This is a genomic window from Micromonospora sp. WMMD1155, from assembly GCF_029581275.1.
Taxonomy (GTDB): domain Bacteria; phylum Actinomycetota; class Actinomycetes; order Mycobacteriales; family Micromonosporaceae; genus Micromonospora.
Window position 1 is genome coordinate 1,132,645 of record NZ_CP120742.1, and the last position, 23,808, is coordinate 1,156,452.

Here is a 23,808-nt window from a genome sequence, read left to right on the forward strand (position 1 = left end):
ACACCGGCTCACTCCTCGCGCTCACGGCCGGTCCCCCTTGTCGACGGCCAGGCCACCGGGTGCCTCCCCGGCGGCCTCGATGTGCCGGTCCACCTCCGCGCCGAGGCTGCGCAGGATGTCCAGCACCAACCCGATCACGACCAGGTACACGCCGATGTCGAAGAAGAGCGACGTCACCAGGTGGGTGTCACCGACCACTGGCAGGGTCTGGTCGAGCTTGGCGCTCTCCAGCACCGCGCCACCGGCCAACAACGCCACCACCCCACTGCCCGCCGACACGGCCAGCCCCGCGCCGAGGATCGCACCGGCGCCGATCGGAGCGGCCTCGGTCAACTCGTACCGGCCACCGGCCAGATAGCGCACCACCAGGGCGAGACCCGCCACCAGGCCGCCGGCGAAGCCACCGCCCGGCGCGTTGTGCCCGGAGAAGAGCAGGAAGAGGGAGAACAGCACCACGGTGTGGAAGATCAGCCGGATGACCACCTCCAACACGATCGAGCGACGCTCCTCGTAGAGGGTGGGGCCACCGCGCAGCCACACCGACCGGCCCGACTCGGTCAGTCGGCGGTCCGCCTCCGGTCGGCGCGGTCGCGGCCCGGTGCGGGAGCGCTCGAAGATGAGGCTGGCCACCCCGGTCGCGGCCACCACCAGCACCGCCAACTCCCCCATGGTGTCCCAGGCCCGGATGTCGACGAGGGTCACGTTGACCACGTTGCGGCCGTACCCCTGCATGACCGCCAGGTCCGGGAAGACGGCGGAGATGTCCGGTGCCCGGCGGGCACCGGCGGCGGTGAGGGCAAGCCCGGCGGCCACCACACCCACCGCCACCCCGATCACCCGGCGGACCCACCGGGTACGGCGCAGCGGGCGGGCCGAGAACCGCTCCGGCAGCCGACGCAGCACCAGCACGAAGACCGCGATCGTCGCGGTCTCCACCAGGAACTGGGTGAGCGCCAGGTCGGGTGCCCCGTGCAGGACGAACAGCATCGCCGTGCCGTAGCCGGTCATCCCCACCAGCAGCATCGCGGTCAGGCGGCGACGGGCACCGACCGCCAACACCGCGGCGACCGCGATCACCACGACGACCACCGGTTGCAGCAGGCTGTCCCAGAGTGGGAGCCGAGCCCGCCACGGGCCGGCGGAGAGCATCGCCGTGCCGGGCACCAGCACCAGGGAGACCAGGATGACGCCCAGATACTGCGGCAGGGAACCACGCTGGGTCGCGCCGGTGACCTCGATGGCCAGCCGGTCGAAGCGGCCCACGATCCACTCGTACCCCTGGTTGCCGCCGACCGGCGCGCGCAGGCGGGCCAGCACCGGGGCCAACGGCCCACGCAGGGCGAAGAGCAGGCCACCGCCGACGAGCGCCACCACGGACAGGCCGAGCGCCGGAGTCGGCCCGGACCAGAGCGCCAGGTGCGCGTCCACCCCACCGAGCAGATCGGCGTACGGGCGCAGCAGGTCGTCCAGCACGCTCGCGGCCGGACCGGCGAGCAGACCCACCCCGGCGAGCACCGCCGGTGGCACCAGCAACGACGCGGCCACCGGCCCCGGTCGGACCGGTTCGACGCCCGTCCGGTCGGCGAACGCGCCCCAGAGGAAACGTGCGCTGTACGCGACGGTGAGCACCGTTCCGGCGACCAGGCCGGTGAGGAGCACCGGCTGATCGGTGAACGCGGCGAACACCGCCTCCTTGGACACGAAGCCGACCAGCGGCGGCACCCCCGCCATCGACGCCGCGGCGAGCACCGCCACCACGAACAGCGGCCGGGACCAGTGCCGCAGTCCGGTCAACTCGCGCAGGTCACGGGTGCCCGCGCTGTGGTCGATGATGCCGACGACCAGGAACAACGCCGCCTTGAACAACGCGTGCGCCAGCAGCATCGCCACGCCGGCCAGGGCCGCGTCCGGGGTGCCCGAGCCGGTGACCGCGATCAGCAGACCGAGTTGACTGACCGTCCCGTACGCCAGCAGTAACTTCAGATCGGTCTGCCGCAGCGCCGCCCAGCCACCGACGAGCATCGTCGCCACGCCGGCGACCTGCACCACCGGCCGCCACGGGCCGACCGTGGCGAGCACCGGCGCGAGCAGCCCGACCAGGTAGACGCCGGCCTTGACCATCGCCGCGGCGTGCAGGTACGCGCTGACCGGCGTGGGTGCCGCCATCGCCACCGGCAGCCAGGAGTTGAACGGCAGCACCGCCGACTTGGACAACGCGCCGACCAGGATCAGCAGCACGGCCGTGATCAGGTAGCCGCCGTCGGGCAGCCCTTCGGCGGTGATCTGCGACCAGCGGTAGGTGCCGGCGTGCTCGCCCAGCATGATGAACCCGACCAGCATGGCGAGCCCGCCCAGCGTGGTGACCGTCAACGCCTGCGCCGCCGCCCACCGGCTGGAACGCCGTTCGGTGCTGTGCCCGATCAGCAGGTAGGAGAAGATCGTGGTCAACTCCCAACCGACGTAGAGCAGCAGCAGGTCGTCGGCGAAGACCAGGGCGAGCATCGCGCCGGCGAACGCGACCAGGACCCCGGCGAACTGCGCGAGCCCGGTCGAGCCGGCGTCGAAGTAGCGGGCGCTGTAGACCAGCACCAGCGCGCCGACGCCGCCGATCAGCAGCGTCATCAGCCAGGACAGCGTGGTGAGCCGCAACGCGATGTCCAAACCCAACTGACCGACCCAGGGGTACGTCTCGACCACGGCCCCGCCGTCGGCGACGGCCGGGGTGCGGGCCACGGCCCAGCAGAAGGCGGCGGCCGGTGCCAGCGCCAGCGGGTAGCACGCGCTGGAACCCCACCACCGGACGAGCAGCGGTGCGGCGAGGGCCGCCACGAGGTGGAGGACGAGCAGTACCAGCACCTGCGCTCCCGATCGAGGTGGCCGACGCCCGTGCAGCAGTGACGCCTAGCAGCGATCAGACGCCAGTTCGTCGCCCCCCGGGCGGTTTTGCCGGAATTCACCCCACCCAACCCCGGTCGATCATGGAGTTATGGTGTCCACTTCGAGGCGGAAAAGGGGCCTTCTCACCCACCACAACCCCATGATCGACGGCGGGGGGCGGGAGCCGGGTGGGCTCTCCACGCGTCGCCGTCGACCCGCAGGCGGAGCGGTGCGGGGGTGGGGGGTCAGTGGAGGAGTGCGTTGTTCAGGGGTTGGGCGTCGTCCGGGGTGGGGCGGTCGCGGTGCAGCTCGGCCAGCAGGTCCAGGCGGCCGAGCTGGCGCGCGACGCGATCGACCACCCGCTCGGCGGCGGCCAGCGACCGCACCGAGAGCAAGCGGCCACGACTCTCCCGACGCAGCACGAAGTAGTGCACGGCGACGCGGACCTGGCCGCGATCGGCGGCGCTCGCCTGCGCGGTGCAGCGGACCAACTCACGCAGGCAGCGGGCGAGGCGTTCGGCGAGCTCCAACTCGGGGCCGTGCAGACCGCAGCGGAGCGCGGCCAGATGACTGTCAACCTTGCGAATCAGCACGTCGGTGCCCGGTTCGACGGTGCGCTGCTCGCCGGCCATCAAATCCCCTCACCCCGGTTCGCGTTGCGAGTGAAGTTACTTTATGTTGCTCCGTAGAAGCAAGCAGTTAAGTGAGACTTAACGTATTAAGCGCACCTTCCACGCTTTTTGCTTTAGTCGGGCACATTCCCCACCCGGTCCGTTCGTGGATGTCGTACCGGCGGGGCACGATGGACCGGTGACCGGGGCAGACGCAGACGCCGGCACGGTGCTCGCCGGTTTCGGTCCGGCCACCCGTGCGTGGTTCGACGCGGCCTTCGCCGCACCCACCGCCGCCCAGACCGGCGCGTGGCGGTCCGTCGCCGCCGGTCGAAACGCTCTCGTGGTGGCGCCCACCGGCTCCGGCAAGACGCTCGCGGCGTTCCTCTGGTCACTGGACCGGCTGGCCCGCGAACCGGCCCCGACCGAGGCCCGCCAGCGGTGCCGCGTGCTCTACGTCAGCCCGCTCAAGGCTCTCGCCGTCGACGTGGAACGCAACCTGCGCGCCCCGCTGGCCGGCATCCGGCAGGCGGCGACCCGGCTGGGCGTCGCACCACCCGACATCACCGTCGGCATGCGCACCGGCGACACCCCGGCCGACGAGCGACGAGCCTTCGCCCGCACCCCGCCCGACATCCTCATCACCACACCCGAGTCGCTGTTCCTGCTGCTCACCTCCGCGGCCCGCGACTCGCTGCGCGGCGTCCAGACGGTGATCGTCGACGAGGTGCACGCGGTGGCCGGCAGCAAGCGAGGCGCCCACCTCGCCCTCTCCCTCGAACGCCTCGACGAGCTGCTGCCCGCCCCGGCGCAACGCATCGGCCTCTCCGCCACCGTCCGGCCGATCGACGCCTGCGCGCAGTTCCTCGGCGGCGCCCGGCCGGTCGACGTGGTGCAGCCGGCCACCCCGAAGACCATCGAGGTGAGCGTCCAGGTCCCGGTGGAGGACATGACCCGCCTCGACGAGCAGGAGCAGCCACCCGAGGACGATCTCGGCGGCCCCGGGCCCCGGCGCGCCTCGATCTGGCCGGCCGTCGAGGAGCGGGTCTTCACCCTCATCGGGCAGCACCGTTCGACGATCGTCTTCACCAACTCCCGCCGCAGCGCCGAGCGCCTCTGCGCCCGCCTCAACGAGTTGGCCGCCGAGGAGGTGGCCACCGCCGCGGTCGCCTCCGCGTCGGGCGAGGGCGCGATCGACGTACCCCCGGGGTTGTCGGCGGGCGAAGACCCGGCGGCCGGGTCGCAGCGGTGGGGCGGTCCCGCCGGCCCGGTGCGCAACCGACCACCGGCCGAGGTGATGGCCCAGTCCGGTGCGGCCACCGGCGCGGCGCCGGTGATCGCCCGCGCCCACCACGGCAGCGTCTCCCGGGAGGAGCGCAAGCACATCGAGGAGGCGTTGAAGTCCGGCCAACTGCCCGCGGTGGTGGCCACCTCCAGCCTGGAGCTGGGCATCGACATGGGAGCGGTCGACCTGGTGGTGCAGATCGAGGCGCCGCCCAGCGTGGCCGCCGGCCTGCAACGGGTCGGCCGGGCCGGGCACCAGGTGGGCGCCGTCTCCCGGGGGGTGGTCTTCCCCAAGCACCGCGGCGACCTGCTGTCCTGCGCCGTGGTCGCCGAGCGGATGACCGAGGGCGCGATCGAGGAGCTGCACTACCCGCGCAATCCCCTGGACGTGCTGGCCCAGCAGATCGTCGCGATGGTGGCACTGGGGCCGTGGTCGCTCGGCGACCTGGCCGTGCTGGTCCGCCGGGCCGCGCCCTTCGCCGAGCTGCCCGACTCCGCGCTGCACGCCGTGCTGGACATGCTCTCCGGCCGTTACCCCTCCACCGCCTTCGCCGAGCTGCGCCCCCGACTGGTCTGGGACCGGGCCACCGACCTGCTCACCGGCCGTCCCGGCGCGCAGCGACTCGCGGTGACCAGCGGCGGCACCATCCCGGACCGAGGGCTGTTCGGGGTGTTCCTGGCCGGCGCCGAACGGGCCGCCCGGGTCGGCGAGCTGGACGAGGAGATGGTCTACGAGTCGCGGGTCGGTGACGTCTTCCTGCTCGGCTCCTCCTCCTGGCGCATCGAGGAGATCACGCCCGACCGGGTGCTGGTCTCGCCCGCCCCCGGGCAGGCCGCGCGGATGCCGTTCTGGAAGGGCGACCAGCTGGGCCGACCGGTCGAGCTGGGCCGGGCCATCGGCGCCCGGGTGCGCACCCTGCTGCGGCAGAGTGACGAGGCGGCCCTGGCCCTGCTGCGCGACGGCGGTCTGGACGACTGGGCCGCCGGCAACCTGATGGCCTACCTGCGCGAGCAGCGGGAGGCCACCCGTTCGCTGCCCGACGACCGCACGGTGGTGGTCGAGCGGTTCCGCGACGAGCTGGGCGACTGGCGGCTCGCCGTGCACAGCGTCCTCGGCGCACGGGTCAACGGGCCGTGGGCGCTCGCCGTCGGCCGCCGGCTCGCCGAGCGGTACGGGGTGGACGCCCAGGTGATGCCCTCCGACGACGGCATCGTGGTGCGGCTTCCGGACACCGCCGACGAGCCGCCCGGCGCTGACGTGGTGGTCTTCGAGCCGGACGAGATCGCCCAGCTCGTCGAGGAGTCGGTCGGCACGTCCGCGCTCTTCGCCGCCCGTTTCCGGGAGTGCGCCGCCCGGTCGCTGCTGCTGCCCCGCCGCGACCCGCGCCGCCGCCAACCGCTGTGGCAGCAGCGGCAACGCGCCGCCCAACTGCTCGACGTCGCCCGCGAGTACGCGGACTTCCCGGTCACCCTGGAGGCCGCGCGGGAGTGCCTGCAGGACGTCTTCGACCAGCCCGCGCTGGCCGGGTTGATGCGCGATCTGGCCACCCGCAAGGTGCGGCTGGTCGAGGTCGAGACCAGTGCGCCGTCGCCGTTCGCCAGGTCGCTGCTCTTCGGTTACGTGGGCGCGTTCCTCTACGAGGGGGATGCGCCGCTGGCCGAGCGTCGCGCCGCCGCGCTCGCCCTGGACTCCACGCTCCTCGGCGAGCTGCTCGGCCGGGTCGATCTGCGCGAGTTGCTCGACCCGGCGGTGCTCACCGAGACGCATCGGCAGCTGCGGTGGCTGACCGAGCAACGTCGCCCCCGCGACGCCGAGGACGTCGTCGAGCTGCTGCGGGTGCTCGGTGACCTGAGCGACGCCGAGTTGACCGAGCGGGGTGTGCCGGAGACCTGGCTGAGCGACCTGGAGGCGGCCCGCCGGGTGCTGCGGGTCCGGATCGCCGGTGAACAGCGCTGGGTGGGTGTCGAGGACGCCGCCCGGCTGCGTGACGCTCTCGGCGTCGCATTGCCGGTCGGGGTGGCCGAGGCGTACCTCGCGCCGGTGGCCGATCCGCTCGGTGACCTGGTGGCCCGCTACGCCCGCACCCATGGGCCGTTCGCCGCCGCCGGTTGCGCGGCCCGCTTCGGGCTCGGCGTGTTCGTCGTCGAGCAGACGTTGCGCCGGCTCGGCGCCACCGGGCGGGTGGTCTCCGGAGAGTTCACCCCGGACTCGGCGGGTGCCCAGTGGTGCGACGCGGAGGTGCTGCGGATGTTGCGCCGCCGCTCGCTCGCGGCGCTGCGCCGGGAGATCGAGCCGGTGCCGCCCCGGGCGCTCGCCACGTTCCTGCCCCGCTGGCAGCAGGTCGGCTCCTCCGCCCGAGGTGTGGAGGCGCTCGCCGCGACGGTGGAGCAGTTGCAGGGCGCGGCGGTGCCCGCGTCCGCACTGGAGCGGCTGGTGCTGCCCGCGCGGGTCGCCGACTACTCCCCCGCGCACCTCGACGAGCTGTGCGCCAGCGGGGAGGTGCTGTGGGCCGGCTCGGGCGCGATCTCCGGGGGTGACGGCTGGGTGACCCTCGCGTACGCGGACGCCGCACCGTTGCTGCTTCCGCCGCCGGATGACGCGTTGACCCGTACGCCGCTGCACGACGCGGTGCTCGACGCGCTGGCCGACGGGCAGGCGTTGTTCTTCCGGGCGTTGGCCGACCGGGTCGGCTCGACCGACGACGCCGCGTTGACCACCGTGATCTGGGACCTGGTCTGGGCCGGGCATCTCACCAACGACACCCTCGCCCCGCTGCGTGCGGTGCTCGGTGCCGGTGGTGCGCACCGGTCCCGGCCGTCCGCGCCCCGCACCCGTTACCGGCGGCCGGGTCGGGTGGCGCTGCCCAGCCGGGGTGGTCCGCCGACCGTCGCCGGTCGCTGGTCACGCCTGCCGGAGCGGGACGTCGACCCCACCCGACGGGCCGCCGCACTCGCCGACGTCCTGCTGGAGCGACACGGGGTGGTCACCCGTGGCGCGGTGATGGCCGAGCAGGTGGTCGGCGGCTTCTCGGCGGTCTACCCGGTGCTGTCGGCGTTGGAGGAGCGCGGCGCGGCCCGGCGGGGTTACTTCGTCGAAGGGCTGGGCGCGGCGCAGTTCGCGGTGCCGGGCGCCGTGGACCGGCTCCGCGCGTTGGCCGATCCCGCCGACGGCACCCGGGGGCGGGGCGCACCCGCCACCGTGCTCGCCGCCACCGACCCCGCCAACCCGTACGGTGCGGCGTTGCCCTGGCCGGAGCGGGCGCTCGACTCCGGTGACGGGGCCGCCCCGGCGACCGGGCACCGTGCCGGCCGCAAGGCCGGTGCCCTGGTGGTGCAGGTCGGCGGCGACCTCGTCCTCTACGTGGAACGCGGCGGCCGGACGCTGCTCTCCTTCAGCGACGACACCGACGCGCTCGCCGCGGCCGGCAAGGCGCTCGCCGACGCCGTGCACTCGGGTGCGTTGGGCGCGATGTCGGTGGAGCGGGCCGACGGCGAGGCGGTGCACTCCTCACCGCTGCGCGAAGCGCTGACCGCCGCCGGTTTCCGGGCCACCCCTCGCGGCCTGCGCCTGCGCGGCTGACCGCCCCACCACCGGCCGAGCCTGCCATCGGCCGAGCCCACCACCGGTCGAAGCTCAGCCGAGGCCGAGCCTGCCATCGGCCGAGCTGCCACCGGCCGAAGCTCAGCCGAGGCCGTTGAGGACCTTCTCGTAGCGGAGCCGGTCGGCGGCCGGGGTCCTCGCCTCCAGGTAGTTGAGCACCACCGCGCCGCGTCGGTACGACTGGCCGCCCCAGGTCTCGGCGATGTCGCCGGCGCTGGTCTCGTCGGGGAACACGTACACCGTGACGGCACCGGTGGCGACGACCTCGGAGCAGCCCAGGCCCAGCCCGTCCGGTCCACAGTCGACCGAGCGGTCCTTCGTGTACGGCACCTTCAGGCCGGCGGCCTTGAAGGCGGTGACCACCTGGGCGGCTCCCGGCGCCCCGGCCGGCCGCTGCGGCAGCACCACCGGCGGCGGGCTGGCCGGACGCCGTTGCGTGGGCCCCTGCGGCGCGGCTGTCGCCGGTGCGGGCGGGGGCGCGGCCCCGTCGGTGCTGGACGGAGCGGCCGAGGGAGTCGGCGCACCCGGGAGACCGGTGGCCGCCGGAGCCGAGAAGGACGAGACGCTGGGGTCGGCGCTCGCCCGTTTCGCGCCGTCATCACCACCGCAACCGGCGGTGACGGCGGCGAGGACCAGCAGGGCTCCGACGGCGGGCAGGCTCCGAAGTGTCACCACCGCAGTCTGCCCAACCGTGCCGGACAGCGCGAGGGGCCGGTCGGTCACCGTGCTGTCCCGTTTCCGCCAACCGCCCTCCGCCGGAAGATCCGCACAAGATCCGGGATGATGCTGCCTCAAACGCGCCGCAGGCAGCACCATCAGGGATCTTGCGCGGATCTTGGCGCAGCAGGCGCGGGCGCAGGAGGCGCGGGCGCACGAGGCGCGGGCGCACGAGGCGCGGGCGCACGAGGCGCGGGCGCACGAGGCGCGGGCGCAGGAGGCGCGGGCGCTTCCGCGTACCTCGTTCGATCTTCGGGTTAGCCTGCGGGCATGTCCGTCACGCCCTGGATCTCGCTGACCACCGACTACGGCCTCGCCGACGGTTTCGTGGCCGCCTGTCACGGGGTGATCGCCCGGATCGCGCCGGCGGCCCGGATCATCGACGTGACCCACCTGGTGCCACCGGCGGACGTCCGGCGGGGTGCGGCGGTGCTGGCGCAGACGGTGCCGTACCTGCCGGTGGGTGTGCACGTGGCGGTGGTCGATCCGGGGGTGGGCACCGCCCGCCGGGGAGTGGCGCTGGCCACCCCGGGTGGGCTGCTGGTCGGTCCGGACAACGGGCTGTTGCCGGACGCCGCCGCCGCGCTCGGCGGGGTGAGCGCCGCAGTGGAGCTGGCCGAGCCGCGGTGGCTGGCCGGACGGGTGTCCAGCACCTTCCACGGGCGGGACGTCTTCGCCCCGGCGGCGGCCCGGCTGGCCCTCGGCGCTCCGCTGGCCGAGGCGGGGCCGCCGGTCGATCCGGCGGACCTGGTCCGGCTGCCGACGCCGACGCTGACAGTGGACGGCGAGGGCTTCACCGCCGAGGTGGTGACAGTGGACCATTTCGGCAACGTCCAGTTGGCCGCACCAGCGCGCCTGCTCGACCCGCTTCCGGCGGCGCTGCGGGTCGGGTCGCCCGGTTCGGAGCCGACCCGACCGGCCGTACGGGGGCGGACCTTCGGCGACGCCTCGGCGGGTGGCCTGGTGGTGTACGTCGACTCGGCCGATCTGGTCGCCGTCGCGGTCAACGGTGGGCGGGCTGTGGATCTCCTTCAGGTGGTACCGGGTGACGTCCTGCGGGTATCGGGCTGATATTCGACTGTGGAATGCTGCCCCGGTGGGTGAACACGTGGTTCCCGTGGGTTGTCCCTGCTGCGCGTCCCGGACCGGCGGGGGGACCTGCCCGGTCTGTTTCTGGACCGACGACGGCCAGACCGACGCCGACGCCGACGCCGTCCGGGGTGGCCCCAACGGCGACCTGAGCCTCTCGCACGCCCGACTCAACTACGCCGTCTACGGGGCCAGTCACCCGCGTTACCAGGACATGGTGCGTCAGGCCCGCCCCGACGAGCGCCCCTGACGCGGCACCCGACGGGGCGGTGCGTGGTCAGCAGACCGGGACGCTGCCGCCGTACACACTCGAGATGTAGCCGTGGCTGACGTACTGCCCGGTCGCCAGGCGGTTCCAGCGGGTGGTGGTGCGGTAGGGCCCGACCACCCGTTGCCCGGTGACGTAGCACTGGATCGGCACGTGGGCCAGTCGGGCGGCGAGGCCCCGCACCGCGTACGAGGTGCCGGCCCCGGAGCGGATGTTGAGTGGTCCGTCACCGACCACGCCCCGTGGCCCCCCGCCGGTCCACAGGTAGGCGACGTCCACCCAGGCGTTCGTGGTCAACTGGAGGCCGTCCCAGAACGTGCCGTCGGCCAGGTCGATGCCGGCCGGGTTGAGCACGGTCCGCCCGAACTGGTCCCGCCCGCCGTTGTAGCCGGACTGGTACGCCGCCTGGGCCTCGGGGCGGCCCTGCGGCAGGTCCTTCCAGTTCTCCCGCACCGATGACGGGTTCCAGTAGTCGTCACGGGTGTTCCACGGCCCGACGTCCCACACCGGGGCGTACTCGCAGCGGGCGCCGCTGGTCGTGCAGACCCGCACCGTGTAGTCGCCGGTGTTGAGCGGGGACAGGCCGCGCCGCGACGGCAGCGCCACGAAGTGGTCCCGGGGTTGCACGGTACGGCCGTTGGCGGTCACCTCGCCGACCAGGCCGATGCGGGTGGCGTACACCCGGTAGGTGCGGCCGGGCGTGGCCGCGGACACGGCGGCTGTCGCGTCGGCGGTGAGCCGCACGGCGCGTACCGTCGCGGTGGCACCGCCGTCGGGTGCGGTGAGCACCACCCGGGTCTGCACCCGGCTGACCGGTCGGTCGAAGACCGCGCCGGTGGTGGCGGCCTGCCACTCCGTCCAGCCCGGCGCCCGCCAACCGCGGACCTGCGCCTCCACCGTCGCGCCGGTGGGGATCGCCGCGCTGATCTCGGCGCGGACCCGGGTGGCCGGCCGGGCGAGGGTGCGGGACGTGGTCAGCAGCATCCCTTCGGCGACGGCGCTGTGCGGGCTGCGGGCGCGGTGCCCGGCGGCTCGGGCCTCGCGCAGCCGCAGCCCGGCGGCGGTCCGCCGGACGTTGACGTCGTCGCGGTCGATGACGGAGAGGTCGGCATCCCACCGTTCGCCGCTGGGAGCGGCGGCGGTGATGACGAGTGGCCGGTCGGCTGCGGCGTCGGCGACACCGCCGACGGTGGGTAGGAGTGCGGCGGTGAGCAGGAGGGAGGACGTGGCGACGAGGGCGACGGACGGGATACGACAACGAGGTCGCGTCATGGGCATTCTCCTCAGAACCTCTTGACCCTCGCATGTCGGGAGATCATGAGGAACCTGAGTACAAATAGCGACACATGCGAATTCTGCTCGAAAGAGGGAGGATGGCAGGGTGCCCGAAGGCGACACCGTCTGGAACACCGCGCGCGTGCTGCACCGCGCGCTCGCCGGCGCGCGGGTCACCGGTAGTGACTTCCGGGTGCCGCAGCTCGCGACCACCGACCTCAGCGGCTGGACCGTCCGCGAGTCGGCCAGTCGGGGCAAGCACCTGCTGTTGCGCCTCGACGCCCCGGACGCTGCCCCCTGGACCCTGCACTCGCACCTGCGGATGGACGGCGCCTGGCGGGCGTACGCGCCGGGGGAACGCTGGAACGGGCGACCCGCGCACCTGATCCGGGTGGTGCTGCGCACCCCCGGCGCCGTCGCGGTCGGCTACCACCTGCACGAGCTGGCCCTGGTGCCGACCGCCGAGGAGGACCGGCTGGTCGGCCATCTCGGCCCGGATCTGCTCGGCCCGGACTGGGATCCGGCCGAGGCGGTCCGCCGGCTCGCCGAGCACCCGGAGCAGACCATCGGCGAAGCGCTGCTCGACCAGCGCAACCTGGCCGGGGTGGGCAACCTCTACAGGTGCGAGGTGCTGTTCCTGCGGGGCGTGTCGCCGTGGACGCCGGTCGGCGCGGTGCCCGACCTGCCCGGCCTGGTGACGCTGTCGCAGCGGCTGCTCGCGGCCAACCGGGGCCGGTGGACGCAGAGCAGCACCGGTTCCCTGCACCGGGGGCAGACCAGCTACGTGTACGGTCGCCGCGCCCAACCCTGCCGCCGCTGCGGCACCGCGATCCGCAAGGAGGAGCTGGGTGAGCGGGTCACCTACTGGTGCCCGGTCTGTCAGCCCGAGCGCCCCGGCCCGCCCGCGCCCAGCTGACCAGCGCGATGTTCTCCCAGAAACGGACGATTGGGTAATTCCTATCCGGCCGTCGGAGTCGCATGCTGCGGTTGAACCCTCACCGACCGTCAGCAGAGCGCGGCGGTCCGCCACGTCGGGGTGGCGGACTCCTGCCCGACCCCGGGGAGAGTCATGGCGATGTTCCGCAGACTCCGCTTCACCTTCTTCGAGCGGACGATCCGTGACACCGGCGATCCCGCCACCGAGCGGACGGCGTCGGTGCCCGCCGCGCGTACCGCCGAGGGGGCCGCCCCGGCCCCGAGCCTGGACCCGGCCGTGGTGCCGCGGTGCTTCGGCCCGGTGCCGAACTTCGCCCACAGCCCCCGCCCGACGCGTGATCCCGGCGGGCGGGTGGTGCCCGGCACCGGGCTGCGCAAGTTCGTCGACCCGTTGCCCACTCCGGGCCGGCACTCCCGCACCGACCTCGGCAGCCACCTGCCGGTGGCGACGCCGGACACGATCAGCTATCCGGGCTGCGACTACTACGAGATCGGCCTACAGGAGTACGCGCAGCGGCTGCACCGGGATCTGCCGGCCACCCGGCTACGCGGCTACCGGCAGCTCAACCTGGGCACCGACGCGACGGGCCACAACACGGTGGCGCCCCCCGACCGGCCGTGGCACCTCGGCCCGATGATCCTCGCCCGCCGGGGCCGACCGGTCCGGGTGAAGTTCATCAACCAGCTCCCCACCGGCCGGGCCGGCGAGTTGTTCCTGCCGGTCGACGACACCATCGAGGGTGCCGGTCTCGGCCCGCTGGACGGACCGGCACCGTACCCGCAGAACCGGGCGGTGCTGCACCTGGCCGGGGCGCAGACCGGGTGGACCAGCGCCGGCAACCCCGGGCAGTGGATCACTCCGGCCGAAGAGATCACCCCGTACCCGACCGGAGTGGGAGTGACACCCGTGCCGGACATGCCGGCGCCGGGTGCGGGGGCGACCACGCTCTACTACCCGAACGACCAGAGCGGCCGCCTGCTGTGGTGGCACGACAACACCGCCGGCCTGGCCCGGCTCACCGTCTACGGTGGGCAGCTCGCCCTCTACCTGCTCACCGACCCGGCCGAGGACCAGCTCGTCGCCGACGGGGTGCTGCCGGCCGACCAGCTGCCGCTGGTGATCGAGGACAAGACGTTCGTGCCGGACGACACCCAACTCGCCGCCGAGGACCCCACCTGGGACCGGGAGCGCTGGGGAGCCCGGGGCAGCCTCTGGCACCCGCACGTGTACCAGCCCCGGCAGAACCCGTACCGCTCCGGCGGACGCAACCCGACCGGCCGGTGGGACTACGGCCCCTGGTCGCACAACCCCACCCCGGACGGCGTCCACACCGACGGGTGGGCCCCGAACCCCCACCACGACCCGGTGGACGCGCCGGACGAGCCACCGCTGAGCCCCGACCTGCCGCACCCGTCCGCGGTCCCCGAGGCGTACGGCGACACCCCGCTCGTCAACGGCGTCGCCTACCCGTACCTGGAGGTGCGACCGCGCGCGTACCGGTTCCGGATCCTCAACGCCTGCCTGGACCGCAGCCTGAACCTCCAGCTCTACCGGGCCCGCTCGGACGGGGCGATGTGGACGGCCGACGGCGCGCTCGCCGACGCCGACGCCGGGGAGGTGCCGATGGTGGCCGCCGTGCGGGCCGCGGACCGGCCGCCCGGCTGGCCGACCGACGGACGCGACGGCGGGGTGCCCGACCCGCGCGCGGCCGGGCCCGAGTTCGTCCAGATCGGGAACGAGGCGGGGCTGCTACCCGCCCCTGTGGTGCTGCCGAACCGCCCGATCGGCTACCGGTACGACCGGCTCGACCCGACCGTGCTGAACGTCGACGGGCACACCCTGCTGCTCGCCCCGGGCGAGCGGGCCGACGTGCTCGTCGACTTCTCCGCCGTACCACCGGGCAGCACCCTGATCCTGTACAACGACGCGCCGGCTCCGCTGCCCGGCTACGACCCCCGCTACGACCAGCACACCGACGCGCCGGACCGCACCGCCGAGGGTGGTCCGCCCCGCACCGAGCCGGGGTACGGCCCGAACACCCGCACCCTGCTCCAGTTCCGGGTCGTCGGGGCACCCGGGCAGCCGTACGACAGGGCCCGGCTGCGCGAGCGGCTACCAGTGGCGTACGCGGCCGGCCAGCGCCCGCCGATCGTGCCGCAGCCGGCCTACGACGCGGCGTTCGGCACCCGGACCCTGTCGGAGACGACGGTGCCGGTGCACGCCGGCACCGTGACGTTCACCCCGGCGGGCGGCACCGGCCCGGTGACCCTGCCGATCGCGGTCAAGGCCGCCCAGCAGGTCTTCGAGCCCGACCGTGGTCGGCTGGCCGGCCGGCTCGGCGTCGGGCACCCGCACGCCGGGCCGCTGCATCCGACGACGCTGCCGCTTGGCCCCACCGACCCGGTCACCGAGGTGCTCTTCGCCACCGACCCGGCCGTGCCGGTGGGAGCGCCCGGCGACGGCACCCAACTCTGGCGGATCAGTGGCGACGTCCGGCAGACCGAGCCGCTGCACTTCGGTGGTTGTGACGTGCAGGTGGTCAACCGGGTCGGCTGGGACGGCACGCTGCGGCCACCGCACGGCAACGAGTTGGGCTGGAAGGACATCGTCCGGGTCAACCCCCGGGAGGACGTCGTGGTGGCGTTGCGCCCGGTCGCCCCGGTGCTGCCGTTCAAGCTGGGCGACAGCGTCCGGCTGCTCGATCCCTGTCGCCCGGCCGGGGCACGGACCGGGTCGACTCCGGTCAGCCCGGCGGACGGGCGACCCGCCATGGTGGTCAACCAACTGGTCAACCTGGGTTGGGAGTACCGCTGGCACAGCCGGCTCGCCGGCCACCGCGACGCCGGAATGACCCGGCCACTGGTGCTGCGGGTGGCGCCGAAGGCACCCACCGGGCTGACCGCCACGCCGGTGTCCGGCTCGGCCACCGCGCTTCCCGCGATCGCCCTGGCCTGGACCAGCAACGGCGGACGCCCACCCGCCACCAGCCACCTGCTGCAACGGGCCACCGACGCGACCTTCGGCGGCGAGGTCACCACGATCACCGTGGCGGCGGCCGCCACCCGGTACACGGACGCGACGATCACCCCCGGCGTGACGTACCACTACCGGATCCGGGCGGAGAACGCCGTCGGCTACTCGTCCTGGTCGAACGGCGTACCCGCCTCGGTGCACCTGGCCGCACCGACCGGCCTGGTCGCGACGCTCCCGCCGGCCGCGCCGCTACGGGTGGCGTTGCGCTGGTCGAACCGGTCGTTCGCCACCGGCATCGACGTGCAGCGGGCGACCAATCCGACGTTCACCAGCGGCCCGGGCACCACGGCGATCGGGGTCAGCGACAACCACCTGGACGTCACCGTGGCACCGGACACCACGTACTACTACCGGGTGCGGACCACCTACCTGGGCGCCGCCTCGGCCTGGTCGACAGTCGCCACGGTGACCTCGCCACCCGCGCCGGGCACCCCCACCGAAGTGAGCGCCACCGCCACCGCGCCCGGCCCGGACACCGCCACGGTTATCCTGGCCTGGGCGGCGAGCACCCCGAGCGGGCAGGGGTCCGGGTTCATCGTGCAGCGGGCCCTCGACCCGGCGTTCGACCGGGAGGTCGCCACCTTCACCGTGACCGGCCGGGGTTTCACCAACACCGGGCTGGCCCGAGGCGTGACCTACCACTACCGGATCCGGTCGTTCAACGTCGTGGGCAGCTCGCCGTACACCGGGCCGGTCCTGGTCACGACACCACAGTGACCGGTCGGCGCGGCCCGGCTCAGCGGGTGGGCGCGCGCAGTGGGGTGCCGACGGCGCGCAGCTCGGCGAGCGCGCCGGCGACCCCGTGCAGCAGGTCGGTCGCCTCGGTGAGCCGGTCGGCGGCCGGATGGGCGGTCTCCGGGCGGGCGTCCTCGGCCAGGTAGCCGGCGGCGGCGACCACCAACCGTTCGTAGGCGGCGACCCCGCTCTCCAGTTGGCCGGTCAGCACGGCGTGCGCCTCGGCCAGTGGGGCCCGCGCGTCGGCCGGGGCCAGGCGCAGCGCTCGTTCGACGCTCGCCACCCGGGCCGCCAGGTCGCGCAGCGAACCGTCGGCGGCGGCGGCCTCCTGCACCGCTGGCTCGGCCAGCCCGGTGAGCCGGGGAGCCATCCCGGCCAGGGTGAGGGCCGCCCGGTCCAGGCGGGCCCACTGCTCGCCCGCGCTGGTGCCGCGCAGGGCGATCCGGGAACGGACCCGACGGACCTCGGCCAGCACACCCGGGCCGACCGGCAGCCGCTCGACGGCGGCGACCAACCGGGCCCGCGACCGGGCCGCGGCCTCGGCCGGGTCGAGCGCGGGGGGTGCCGGCTGGGCGGCCAGGGCACGCACGTCGATCCAGCGCCAGGCGGCCAGCGCCACCGCACTGCCCGCGGCGCCGGCCCAGGCCGCATCGGGAAGACCGAGGCCGGCGTACGGGGTCAGCACCGCCGCGGCGCCGCCGAGCCCGCCGGCCAGCACACTCCACCGTCGGGCGGACCGGCGCAGCCGACCCAGCCTGCGGAAGTATCGCGTCCGCTCGTCTGCCACCCTGACCCCCTCGGTCCGCTCGTTCAGCCGGCGGCGGTCGGGTCGCCGGTGCCCCGCTCGCGAGCCATGCTGGCGCGCAGCTCGTCCAGCCGGGCGGCCGCCGCCGGGTCGCTGGTCGGGCCGGCCTTCTCGGCCTGCGGCACGGCCGGCCGCTGCGCCGCGCCGCCGAGCTGCTCCCCCGCCATGCTGGACCGGATCTGCTCCAGCCGGGCGGAACCGGCCGAGTCGATGGTGGCCTTCTGGATCTCCAACATGCGGCCCTCGACGGAGTTGCCGGCCAGCTCGGCGCGACCCATCGCGTTGGCGTACCGCCGCTCGATGCGGTCGCGCACCTCGTCCAGCGACGGCGTGTTGGTGGGCGCGGTCAGCGACGACATCGACTCCAGCGAACGGGCCACCGACTCCTGCATCTTGGCCTGCTCCAGCTGGCTGAGCAGCTTGGTGCGCTCGGCGAGCTTCTGCTGGAGGATCATCGAGTTGTTCTCGACCGCGCGGCGGGCCTGGGCTGCGGCACCCAACGCCTGGTCGTGCAGGGTCTTCAGGTCCTCGGTGGCCTGCTCGGCGGAGACCAACTGGGTGGCCAGCGTCTGCGCCGACTGCTCGAAGCGCACCGCCTCGGCCTCGTCACCCTTGGCCCGGGCCTGGTCGGACAGCACCAGGGCCTGCCGGGCGTTGCCCTGCAGCCGCTCGACCTCGGACATCTGCCGGGACAGCTTCATCTCGAGCTGACGCTGGTTGCCGATCACCGCGGCGGCCTGCTGGACCAGCGCCTGGTGCTGCCGCTGGGCGTCCTCGATGGCCTGCTGGATCTGCACCTTGGGATCGGCGTGCTCGTCGATCTTCGCGCCGAAGAGCGCCATCAGGTAATTCCAACCCTTGACGAACGGGTTCGCCATCTCCGCGGTATCCCCTCAGTCGCGTCGCTTGACCACGGTCGGTCGGACGGGCCGACCACGACCGGCCGGTCTCCATCGTCCCAGTCGAACGCCAGCGAAGGCACCCTTACCGTTTGGGTCGACAGCACCGGCAACTCCTGCCGGCCACCCTACGCGGCCGGGGCCAGCCCGCCCACGGTCAACCGGAAGGACGCCCTAAGCGGCGCAGACCACGTCCCGGTCGCGCTCGGTCGGGCGGACGCGCGAGCTGCGAAGCGTGGCCTTGAGCGGCGAATCCTGGCGGACCGACACGGCGACCTTGCCGTCGGAGGTGACCTGGCGAACGCCCCGGCCGGTGCTCTTGGGCACCGCTGCGGCGTCGGCGGGCTCCTCCGGGATCGACACGAGGACGCCGGGCATCTGCTCGGCGAGCGCCACGGTGTCGCTCACCTCACGCAGCAGCTCGGACAGGCGGGCGCCGAGGGCGTCGCAGATCGCGGCGAGCAGCTCGCTGGACGGTTCCTTGTGCCCCCGCTCGATCTCGGAGAGGTAGCCGAGGCTGACGTTGGCGGCGGTGGACACCTCACGCAGCGTGCGCTGCTGCCCCTGACGGCGCGCTCGCAGTGCGTCACCGATCACCCGGCGTAGCAGGATCATCGCACCTCCCCCTGAGGGATACCTCGCGCTCGCCGCCGGCAGCCGGTCGCGGCGGAACCGCGCCGACCCCGAACGTCGGAGCCTTCCCGCAACCGTACCCGTTGCGAGCCCGGGCGACATCCCGCCCCGCCCGTCGGTTCGTCGGCCGGGGGCTCAGCGACGGGTGGCGCCGGCCGTTCCCGCCCTGCCCCGGCTGGTCCCGTTCGAGGTGTCGGAGGTGTCCGTCGGGGGGACGGCCTCCGAGGTGGCGGGGGTGGCGGTCGGCACCGCGTCCTGGGCATCGGCGTCGTAGATCCGCTCGGCGAGCAGCCGTAGGGCCTCGATCACGGCCGTCGTCCGGACATGTTCCCGCCCGCCGCCGAGGTCGAGTCGGCGGACCTCGACGCCGTTCGCCCCGGCCACCGCGACGTAGACCAGGCCGACGGGTTTGCCGTCCTGGGGTTCCGGGCCGGCGACTCCGGTGGTGGCGACGCCCCAGTCCGCGCCGCAGCGCTCGCGGCCGCCCCGGGCGAGCGCCGCCGCCACGTCCGGGTCCACCGGCCCCCGCTCGGACAGCAGGGCGGCGGGTACGCCGGCCAGGCTGTCCTTCAAGTCGGTGGCGTAGACCACGAGGCCACCCCGGTAGATCGCGCTCACCCCGGCGACGTCCACGATCGAGGCGGCCAGCAGCCCGCCGGTGAGCGATTCGACGGTGGCCATGGTCTCGTGTCGCTGTGCCAGCCGGTGCACCACCGCCGCCGCCGCGCTGCCCGCCACCGCGTCATCCGAGACACCGACCTCGTGCCGCCCGAAACCCGTGTCGTGCTGTGTCGACCCGTCCGCTGCCACGCACCAATCCTTCCCCACCGACCGGTCCCCAACCCTGCCGGACCGATCGCGCCGATCATGAGGTTTGACCTCCCGACACACCGCCTCGGGAGATCATCGGGCGGAGGTCAGCGGGGTCGGCGGAGGCGCAGCGCCTGGGCTACGTAGTCGAACCCGGTGGCGACCGTGACCAGGACCGCGGCCGCCATGATCCACGGGCCGACGGCGGCGAGGGCGGCCGGCATCGGCCAGAGGTACCAGACGATCGCGAGGATCTGCAGCGCGGTCTTGACCTTGCCACCTCGGCTGGCGGCGATCACGCCGTGCCGGATCACCCAGAACCGCAGCGCCGTGATGCCCAGCTCGCGGACCAGGATCACCGCGGTCACCCACCAGGGCAGCTGGTCGTACCAGGAGAGCAGCACCAGGGCCGCGCCGGTGAGCGCCTTGTCGGCGATCGGGTCGGCCACCTTGCCGACCGAGGTGACCAGCCCGAAACGGCGGGCGATCCAGCCGTCCACCAGGTCCGTCGCCGAAGCCACCGCGAAGATCAGGCAGGCCGCCATCCGCCAGCCCGAGTGGGTCATCCCGGACACGATCACCGAGGCGGCGAAGACCGGCACCAGCACCAGCCGCAGGGCGGTCAGCGCGTTGGCCGCGTTGAGGACGGGCACCACGGCCGCCACCGACCGGCTCGGCGTCGACTCCGTCGCCCCGGTCACCGGCGCACCCCGCTCGGGCTGCCGCGGCGTTCCCGGCACCGCACCACGTGGCTCCCCCGCTCCGCTCGGGCCCGCCGTCACCGTGCCGCGCCGGGCGCCGCCGAGATCATCTCATCCGGCACGGCGAGCAGGTCCACCCCTTCGGTGCCGGTCACCGTCGCGCGCACCAGGTCACCCGGGCGCAGCGCGGCCAGGTCCACACCGCCGTCGGCGGGAGCGACGAGGGTCGTCGAGCCGTCGACCTCCGGCGCCTGGTGCGCGGCCCGACCCTCGACCACACCGTCGGTGATCGAGTCGACGAGCACCTCGACGGTCGAGCCGAGCCGGTCCTCGGCCCGCTGCGAGCAGAGCTCGTCGGCGAGCGCGCTCAGCCGGTCGTAACGCCGCTTGATCGTCGCGGCGGAGACCTTGCCGGGCAGCCCGGCGGCCTCGGTGCCGTCCTCGTCGCTGTAGTCGAACACGCCGATCGCGTCGAGCCGGGCCTCGGTCAGGAACCGCACCAGCTCGTCGACGTCGGCGCGGGTCTCGCCGGGGAACCCGACGATGAAGTTGCTCCGGGCACCCGCGTCCGGGGCCAGCGCACGCGCGGTCGCCAGCAGCTCCAGGAACCGGTCAGTGGAGCCGAAACGCCGCATCCGGCGCAGCACCGGCTCGCTGGAGTGCTGGAACGACAGGTCGAAGTACGCGGCCACACCCGGGGTGCCGGCGATCGCCTCGACCAGCCCGGGCCGGGTCTCGGCCGGCTGGAGGTAACTCGCCCGCACCCGCACGATGCCGCTCACCGCGGCGAGCTGCGGCAGCAGCTTCTCCAGCGCACGCGGGTCGCCCAGGTCCTTGCCGTACGAGGTGGAGTTCTCGCTGACCAGCACCAGCTCGCGTACGCCGGTCTTGGCCAACCACTCCGCCTCGGCCAGCAGCTCGTCCGGCGTACGCGAGACGAACGCGCCACGGAAGGCGGGAATGGCACAGAAGGCGCACCGCCGGTCGCAGCCGCTGGCCAGCTTCAACGAGGCCACCGGGCCGGTGTCCAACCGGCGGCGAAGCACCTGCCGCAGGTGCGCCGGGGTGTGCTCGTCGGTGTCGACAGCGGTCCGGGTGACGGTGCCGTGCCCGGGCAGCGACACCGCGCTGTCGCGCCGCTTCACCGGGGTCAACGGCAGCAGCTCCCGCCGGTCCCGAGGAGTGTGCGCGGTGACCTGCTCGCCGGCGACGACAGCGTTCAGCCGGGCGGCGATGTCCGGGTAGTCGTCGAAGCTCAACACCGCCTGGGCCTCGGGCAGGCTGTCGGCGAGCTCCCGACCGTACCGCTCGGCCATGCAACCGGCCGCGACCACCTTGGCGCCGGTCCCGGCGGCGGCGAGCAGGGTCTGGATGGAATCCTGCTTGGCCTTCTCCACGAAGCCGCAGGTGTTGACGACCACCACGTCGGCGCCCTCGCCGTCGGTGCTCACCTGCCAACCGTCGGCGTGCAGCCGGGCGGCCAGCTCCTCCGAGTCGACCTCGTTGCGGGCACAGCCGAGGGTCAGCAGGGCGACACGGCGGCCCTCGGCGTTGTCGGAAGGAGAAGGAGCGGTGGCAGACACCATCCGAGGGTACCGGGCCAGCCTGGGTAGCCCACGCACGCGGGCGGCCGGGGCTCCTCCGCCCACGTCGGTGGGTCGGGTCACGGGCCGATCCGCCGCGCGCCGCGGCGGTCCCGGGCGCCCGTCAGCGCGCCGCGGCGGTCACCCGGGTCAGCGCGTCGAGCAGGAAGACCTCGGTACCGGCCAGGCCGGTGCAGCAGAAGACCGAGATCTGGTCCGCGGTGGTCCGGCCGGGAGCCGCGCCGGCCAGGACGCCGCCCAGGTCACCCAACCGCCCGGCGTACGGGGGTGTGGCCGCCAGCATCGGCGGCTGGTAGTCCGCCGCCTGGGCCGGCGAGTCGGTGACCAGCAGGTCGGCGACGTCCAACAGATCGGTGCCGAACTCGCTGCGGTCGAGCTGCTTGAAGCCGACCGCGTTGACGTGTGTGCCGGGGCTGAGGTCGGCGGCGTGGAGCACCGGGGTCGGGCTGGTGGTCGCGAGCACCACCACGTCCCGCCCGGCGACGGCCGCACCCGGGCTGGTCACCGCGCGGGCCGGCACACCCAGCTCGGCACGGACCCGGGCGGCGAAGGCGTCCCGCCGGGCGGCGGATCGGCTGTGCACGACCACCTCCCGCAGGGGGCGGACCGCGGCGGCGGCCCACACCTGCGTCCAGGCCTGCCGGCCGGAACCGATCACCCCGAGGCTGGTCGTGTCCGGGCGGGCCAGCGCGTCGACGGCGAGGCCGCCCAACCCACCGGTACGACGCGAACCCAGCTCCTCTCCGACCGCTACCGCCCGCACCGCCCCGGTCCGGGCGTCGTGCAGCACCACCACCTGCTCACCCTCCGGGTGCCCGAAGGTGTCGTAGGAGCGGAAGCCGTACCAGTCGTCGACCAGGTGCCCGGCGGTGAGCACCAGTCGCCCGCCGTCGAGCGGGGCGGCGGTCCGGGGCGGGGCGACCAGACGTCCCTCGTACGCGGCCAGGAGGGCGGCACGCATGGCGTCGACCGTGGTGGCGGCGTCCAGCGCGGCGGCGACCTCGTGGTCGGCGTAGAGAAGGGTCATGGTCGTCATCCTGCAAGTTGAAGTCAGGTGCAGGTCAACGGGGCGTGGTGGGCGTCACCGTCCCGCCCCGGACGCCGGTGCTAGCGTCGACAGCGGTGGCCCCGGATGGTCGGGGCCGCTCCGGACGAGTGGTGGGCGTACCCGGTCAGGCCAAGACGCCCCGCGTGAGATGCAGATTCGACTCGTCCCGGCGCGGCAGCCCCGGGCGCCTACCGTGAGGTGAACGATGGCCTGGCTCGTACTCGTGATCTCGGGAATGCTGGAGACGGCCTGGGCGGTCGCCCTGGACCGCAGCGCCGGTCTCAGCCGGTTGGTCCCGTCCGCGATCTTCGTGGTGACCCTGGTCCTGAGCATGGCCGGGCTGGCGTACGCGCTCCGGGAGATCCCGGTCGGAACCGGCTACGCGGTCTGGGTCGGCATCGGCGCGGTCGGCACCGCACTGATCGGGATGCTGGCGCTCGGTGAGTCGACGAGTCTGCCGCGGATCCTCTGCCTGCTGCTGGTGGTGGCGGGCGTGATCGGTCTGAAGATCTTCCATTGACGAGCACGCGTGACGAACACCCACAGTGGGTAGTGATCGATCGTCACGACAGGCTCTCACTTGGAGGAAGACATGACCGACATGCCGAGCACCGCACGCCCCCGCAGCAACGCCGCCCGCATCCTCACCATCGTGGGCTTCGTCTTCGCAGTCCTCGCCCTGCTGCTCAACCCGATCATCTTCGGCGTGCTCGGCGTCATCGCGGGCGTCGTCGGCGCGGTGCTCGGCGACAAGCCGCTGGGCTGGTACGCCGCCGCGGCCAGCGTCGTCGCCGCGATCCTCGGCCTGGTGGTCTTCGCCGCGCTGATCAGCAATTGATCGCCCCTCCACGTCGCGGGCCCGCCGGATCCCGGCGGGCCCG

At 73.9% G+C, this 23,808-nt stretch carries 18 protein-coding genes and 1 riboswitch; of the genes, 7 read left to right on the forward strand and 11 right to left on the reverse strand.

All coding sequences use genetic code 11. The annotated features are described in order from the left end of the window. Positions 1 to 21: 21 nt before the first annotated feature. Together O7617_RS04925 and O7617_RS04930 are read right to left on the reverse strand one after the other, a co-directional pair. Positions 22 to 2,856, reverse strand: a complete 2,835-nt coding sequence (locus O7617_RS04925) for a Na+/H+ antiporter subunit A (protein ID WP_282261812.1) — start codon at positions 2,854 to 2,856, stop codon at positions 22 to 24. 266 nt (positions 2,857 to 3,122) lie between these two features. After that, positions 3,123 to 3,509, reverse strand: a complete 387-nt coding sequence (locus tag O7617_RS04930; RefSeq protein ID WP_282261813.1) for a hypothetical protein — start codon at positions 3,507 to 3,509, stop codon at positions 3,123 to 3,125. Between the two features lie 178 nt (positions 3,510 to 3,687). Here O7617_RS04930 and O7617_RS04935 point away from each other — a divergent pair, with 178 nt between their 5' ends. After that, positions 3,688 to 8,352, forward strand: coding sequence for an ATP-dependent helicase (locus tag O7617_RS04935; protein WP_282261814.1), 4,665 nt, complete (start codon positions 3,688 to 3,690; stop codon positions 8,350 to 8,352). A 102-nt stretch (positions 8,353 to 8,454) separates the two neighbouring features. Here the strand turns inward: O7617_RS04935 and O7617_RS04940 are convergent, their stop codons facing one another. After that, complete coding sequence (locus O7617_RS04940; RefSeq protein WP_282261815.1) at positions 8,455 to 9,045, reverse strand: hypothetical protein; 591 nt, start codon at positions 9,043 to 9,045, stop codon at positions 8,455 to 8,457. A gap of 315 nt (positions 9,046 to 9,360) precedes the next feature. Between O7617_RS04940 and O7617_RS04945 the strand changes: the two genes are divergently transcribed. Beyond that, the gene (locus O7617_RS04945; RefSeq protein WP_282261816.1) at positions 9,361 to 10,161 is read left to right on the forward strand and encodes an SAM-dependent chlorinase/fluorinase; all 801 of its coding nucleotides are present in this window, start codon (positions 9,361 to 9,363) and stop codon (positions 10,159 to 10,161) included. A 25-nt stretch (positions 10,162 to 10,186) separates the two neighbouring features. Then, positions 10,187 to 10,429: a CPCC family cysteine-rich protein gene (locus O7617_RS04950; RefSeq protein ID WP_278138018.1), complete on the forward strand. Its 243-nt coding sequence runs from the start codon at positions 10,187 to 10,189 to the stop codon at positions 10,427 to 10,429. A 27-nt stretch (positions 10,430 to 10,456) separates the two neighbouring features. Here the strand turns inward: O7617_RS04950 and O7617_RS04955 are convergent, their stop codons facing one another. Beyond that, positions 10,457 to 11,719, reverse strand: coding sequence for a hypothetical protein (locus O7617_RS04955; protein WP_282261818.1), 1,263 nt, complete (start codon positions 11,717 to 11,719; stop codon positions 10,457 to 10,459). Positions 11,720 to 11,828: 109 nt separating this feature from the next. Here O7617_RS04955 and O7617_RS04960 point away from each other — a divergent pair, with 109 nt between their 5' ends. Beyond that, the gene (locus tag O7617_RS04960; protein WP_282261819.1) at positions 11,829 to 12,638 is read left to right on the forward strand and encodes a DNA-formamidopyrimidine glycosylase family protein; all 810 of its coding nucleotides are present in this window, start codon (positions 11,829 to 11,831) and stop codon (positions 12,636 to 12,638) included. A gap of 153 nt (positions 12,639 to 12,791) precedes the next feature. Next, a complete protein-coding gene (locus tag O7617_RS04965; RefSeq protein WP_282261820.1) occupies positions 12,792 to 16,409 on the forward strand; it encodes a hypothetical protein in 3,618 nt (1,205 codons plus the stop codon). A 19-nt stretch (positions 16,410 to 16,428) separates the two neighbouring features. On the opposite strand, the gene O7617_RS04970 is transcribed toward O7617_RS04965, so the two are convergent. The 7 genes from O7617_RS04970 to O7617_RS05000 all read right to left on the reverse strand — a co-directional run bounded on the left by O7617_RS04970 (position 16,429) and on the right by O7617_RS05000 (position 22,906). Continuing rightward, positions 16,429 to 17,214 carry a hypothetical protein gene (locus O7617_RS04970; RefSeq protein WP_282261821.1) on the reverse strand — a complete coding sequence of 262 codons (786 nt, stop codon included), beginning with the start codon at positions 17,212 to 17,214 and terminating at the stop codon, positions 16,429 to 16,431. A 23-nt stretch (positions 17,215 to 17,237) separates the two neighbouring features. Continuing rightward, positions 17,238 to 18,110 (reverse strand): PspA/IM30 family protein, encoded by an 873-nt coding sequence (locus tag O7617_RS04975; RefSeq protein WP_282261822.1) that lies wholly within the window; start codon positions 18,108 to 18,110, stop codon positions 17,238 to 17,240. A 195-nt stretch (positions 18,111 to 18,305) separates the two neighbouring features. After that, positions 18,306 to 18,746 (reverse strand): helix-turn-helix transcriptional regulator, encoded by a 441-nt coding sequence (locus tag O7617_RS04980; RefSeq protein ID WP_282261823.1) that lies wholly within the window; start codon positions 18,744 to 18,746, stop codon positions 18,306 to 18,308. A 153-nt stretch (positions 18,747 to 18,899) separates the two neighbouring features. Beyond that, positions 18,900 to 19,502: a CinA family protein gene (locus O7617_RS04985; protein ID WP_282264636.1), complete on the reverse strand. Its 603-nt coding sequence runs from the start codon at positions 19,500 to 19,502 to the stop codon at positions 18,900 to 18,902. A gap of 179 nt (positions 19,503 to 19,681) precedes the next feature. Beyond that, positions 19,682 to 20,275, reverse strand: a complete 594-nt coding sequence (gene pgsA, locus O7617_RS04990; protein WP_282261824.1) for a CDP-diacylglycerol--glycerol-3-phosphate 3-phosphatidyltransferase — start codon at positions 20,273 to 20,275, stop codon at positions 19,682 to 19,684. Between the two features lie 77 nt (positions 20,276 to 20,352). Then, the gene (gene rimO / locus O7617_RS04995; RefSeq protein ID WP_282261825.1) at positions 20,353 to 21,861 is read right to left on the reverse strand and encodes a 30S ribosomal protein S12 methylthiotransferase RimO; all 1,509 of its coding nucleotides are present in this window, start codon (positions 21,859 to 21,861) and stop codon (positions 20,353 to 20,355) included. A gap of 121 nt (positions 21,862 to 21,982) precedes the next feature. Further along, positions 21,983 to 22,906, reverse strand: a complete 924-nt coding sequence (locus tag O7617_RS05000; protein ID WP_282264637.1) for an ornithine cyclodeaminase family protein — start codon at positions 22,904 to 22,906, stop codon at positions 21,983 to 21,985. Positions 22,907 to 22,998: 92 nt separating this feature from the next. Continuing rightward, positions 22,999 to 23,071: riboswitch (guanidine-III (ykkC-III) riboswitch) on the forward strand. A gap of 61 nt (positions 23,072 to 23,132) precedes the next feature. On the opposite strand from O7617_RS05000, the gene O7617_RS05005 reads away from it, so the two are divergent. Both O7617_RS05005 and O7617_RS05010 read left to right on the forward strand, forming a co-directional pair. After that, positions 23,133 to 23,447: an SMR family transporter gene (locus O7617_RS05005; protein ID WP_282261827.1), complete on the forward strand. Its 315-nt coding sequence runs from the start codon at positions 23,133 to 23,135 to the stop codon at positions 23,445 to 23,447. Positions 23,448 to 23,519: 72 nt separating this feature from the next. Then, positions 23,520 to 23,765 carry a hypothetical protein gene (locus O7617_RS05010; protein WP_145784982.1) on the forward strand — a complete coding sequence of 82 codons (246 nt, stop codon included), beginning with the start codon at positions 23,520 to 23,522 and terminating at the stop codon, positions 23,763 to 23,765. The last annotated feature ends 43 nt before the right edge of the window (positions 23,766 to 23,808 follow it).

Bases quoted from the DNA above. Each gene is read 5' to 3' on its own strand.
- O7617_RS04930 (WP_282261813.1), bottom strand. From the start codon at position 3,509: ATGGCCGGCGAGCAGCGCACCGTCGAACCGGGCACCGACGTGCTGATT.
- O7617_RS04945 (WP_282261816.1), top strand. From the start codon at position 9,361: ATGTCCGTCACGCCCTGGATCTCGCTGACCACCGACTACGGCCTCGCC.
- O7617_RS04955 (WP_282261818.1), bottom strand. From the start codon at position 11,719: ATGACGCGACCTCGTTGTCGTATCCCGTCCGTCGCCCTCGTCGCCACG.
- O7617_RS04965 (WP_282261820.1), top strand. From the start codon at position 12,792: ATGGCGATGTTCCGCAGACTCCGCTTCACCTTCTTCGAGCGGACGATC.
- O7617_RS04975 (WP_282261822.1), bottom strand. From the start codon at position 18,110: ATGGCGAACCCGTTCGTCAAGGGTTGGAATTACCTGATGGCGCTCTTC.
- O7617_RS04980 (WP_282261823.1), bottom strand. From the start codon at position 18,746: ATGATCCTGCTACGCCGGGTGATCGGTGACGCACTGCGAGCGCGCCGT.
- rimO (WP_282261825.1), bottom strand. From the start codon at position 21,861: ATGGTGTCTGCCACCGCTCCTTCTCCTTCCGACAACGCCGAGGGCCGC.
- O7617_RS05000 (WP_282264637.1), bottom strand. From the start codon at position 22,906: ATGACCCTTCTCTACGCCGACCACGAGGTCGCCGCCGCGCTGGACGCC.
- O7617_RS05005 (WP_282261827.1), top strand. From the start codon at position 23,133: ATGGCCTGGCTCGTACTCGTGATCTCGGGAATGCTGGAGACGGCCTGG.
- O7617_RS05010 (WP_145784982.1), top strand. From the start codon at position 23,520: ATGACCGACATGCCGAGCACCGCACGCCCCCGCAGCAACGCCGCCCGC.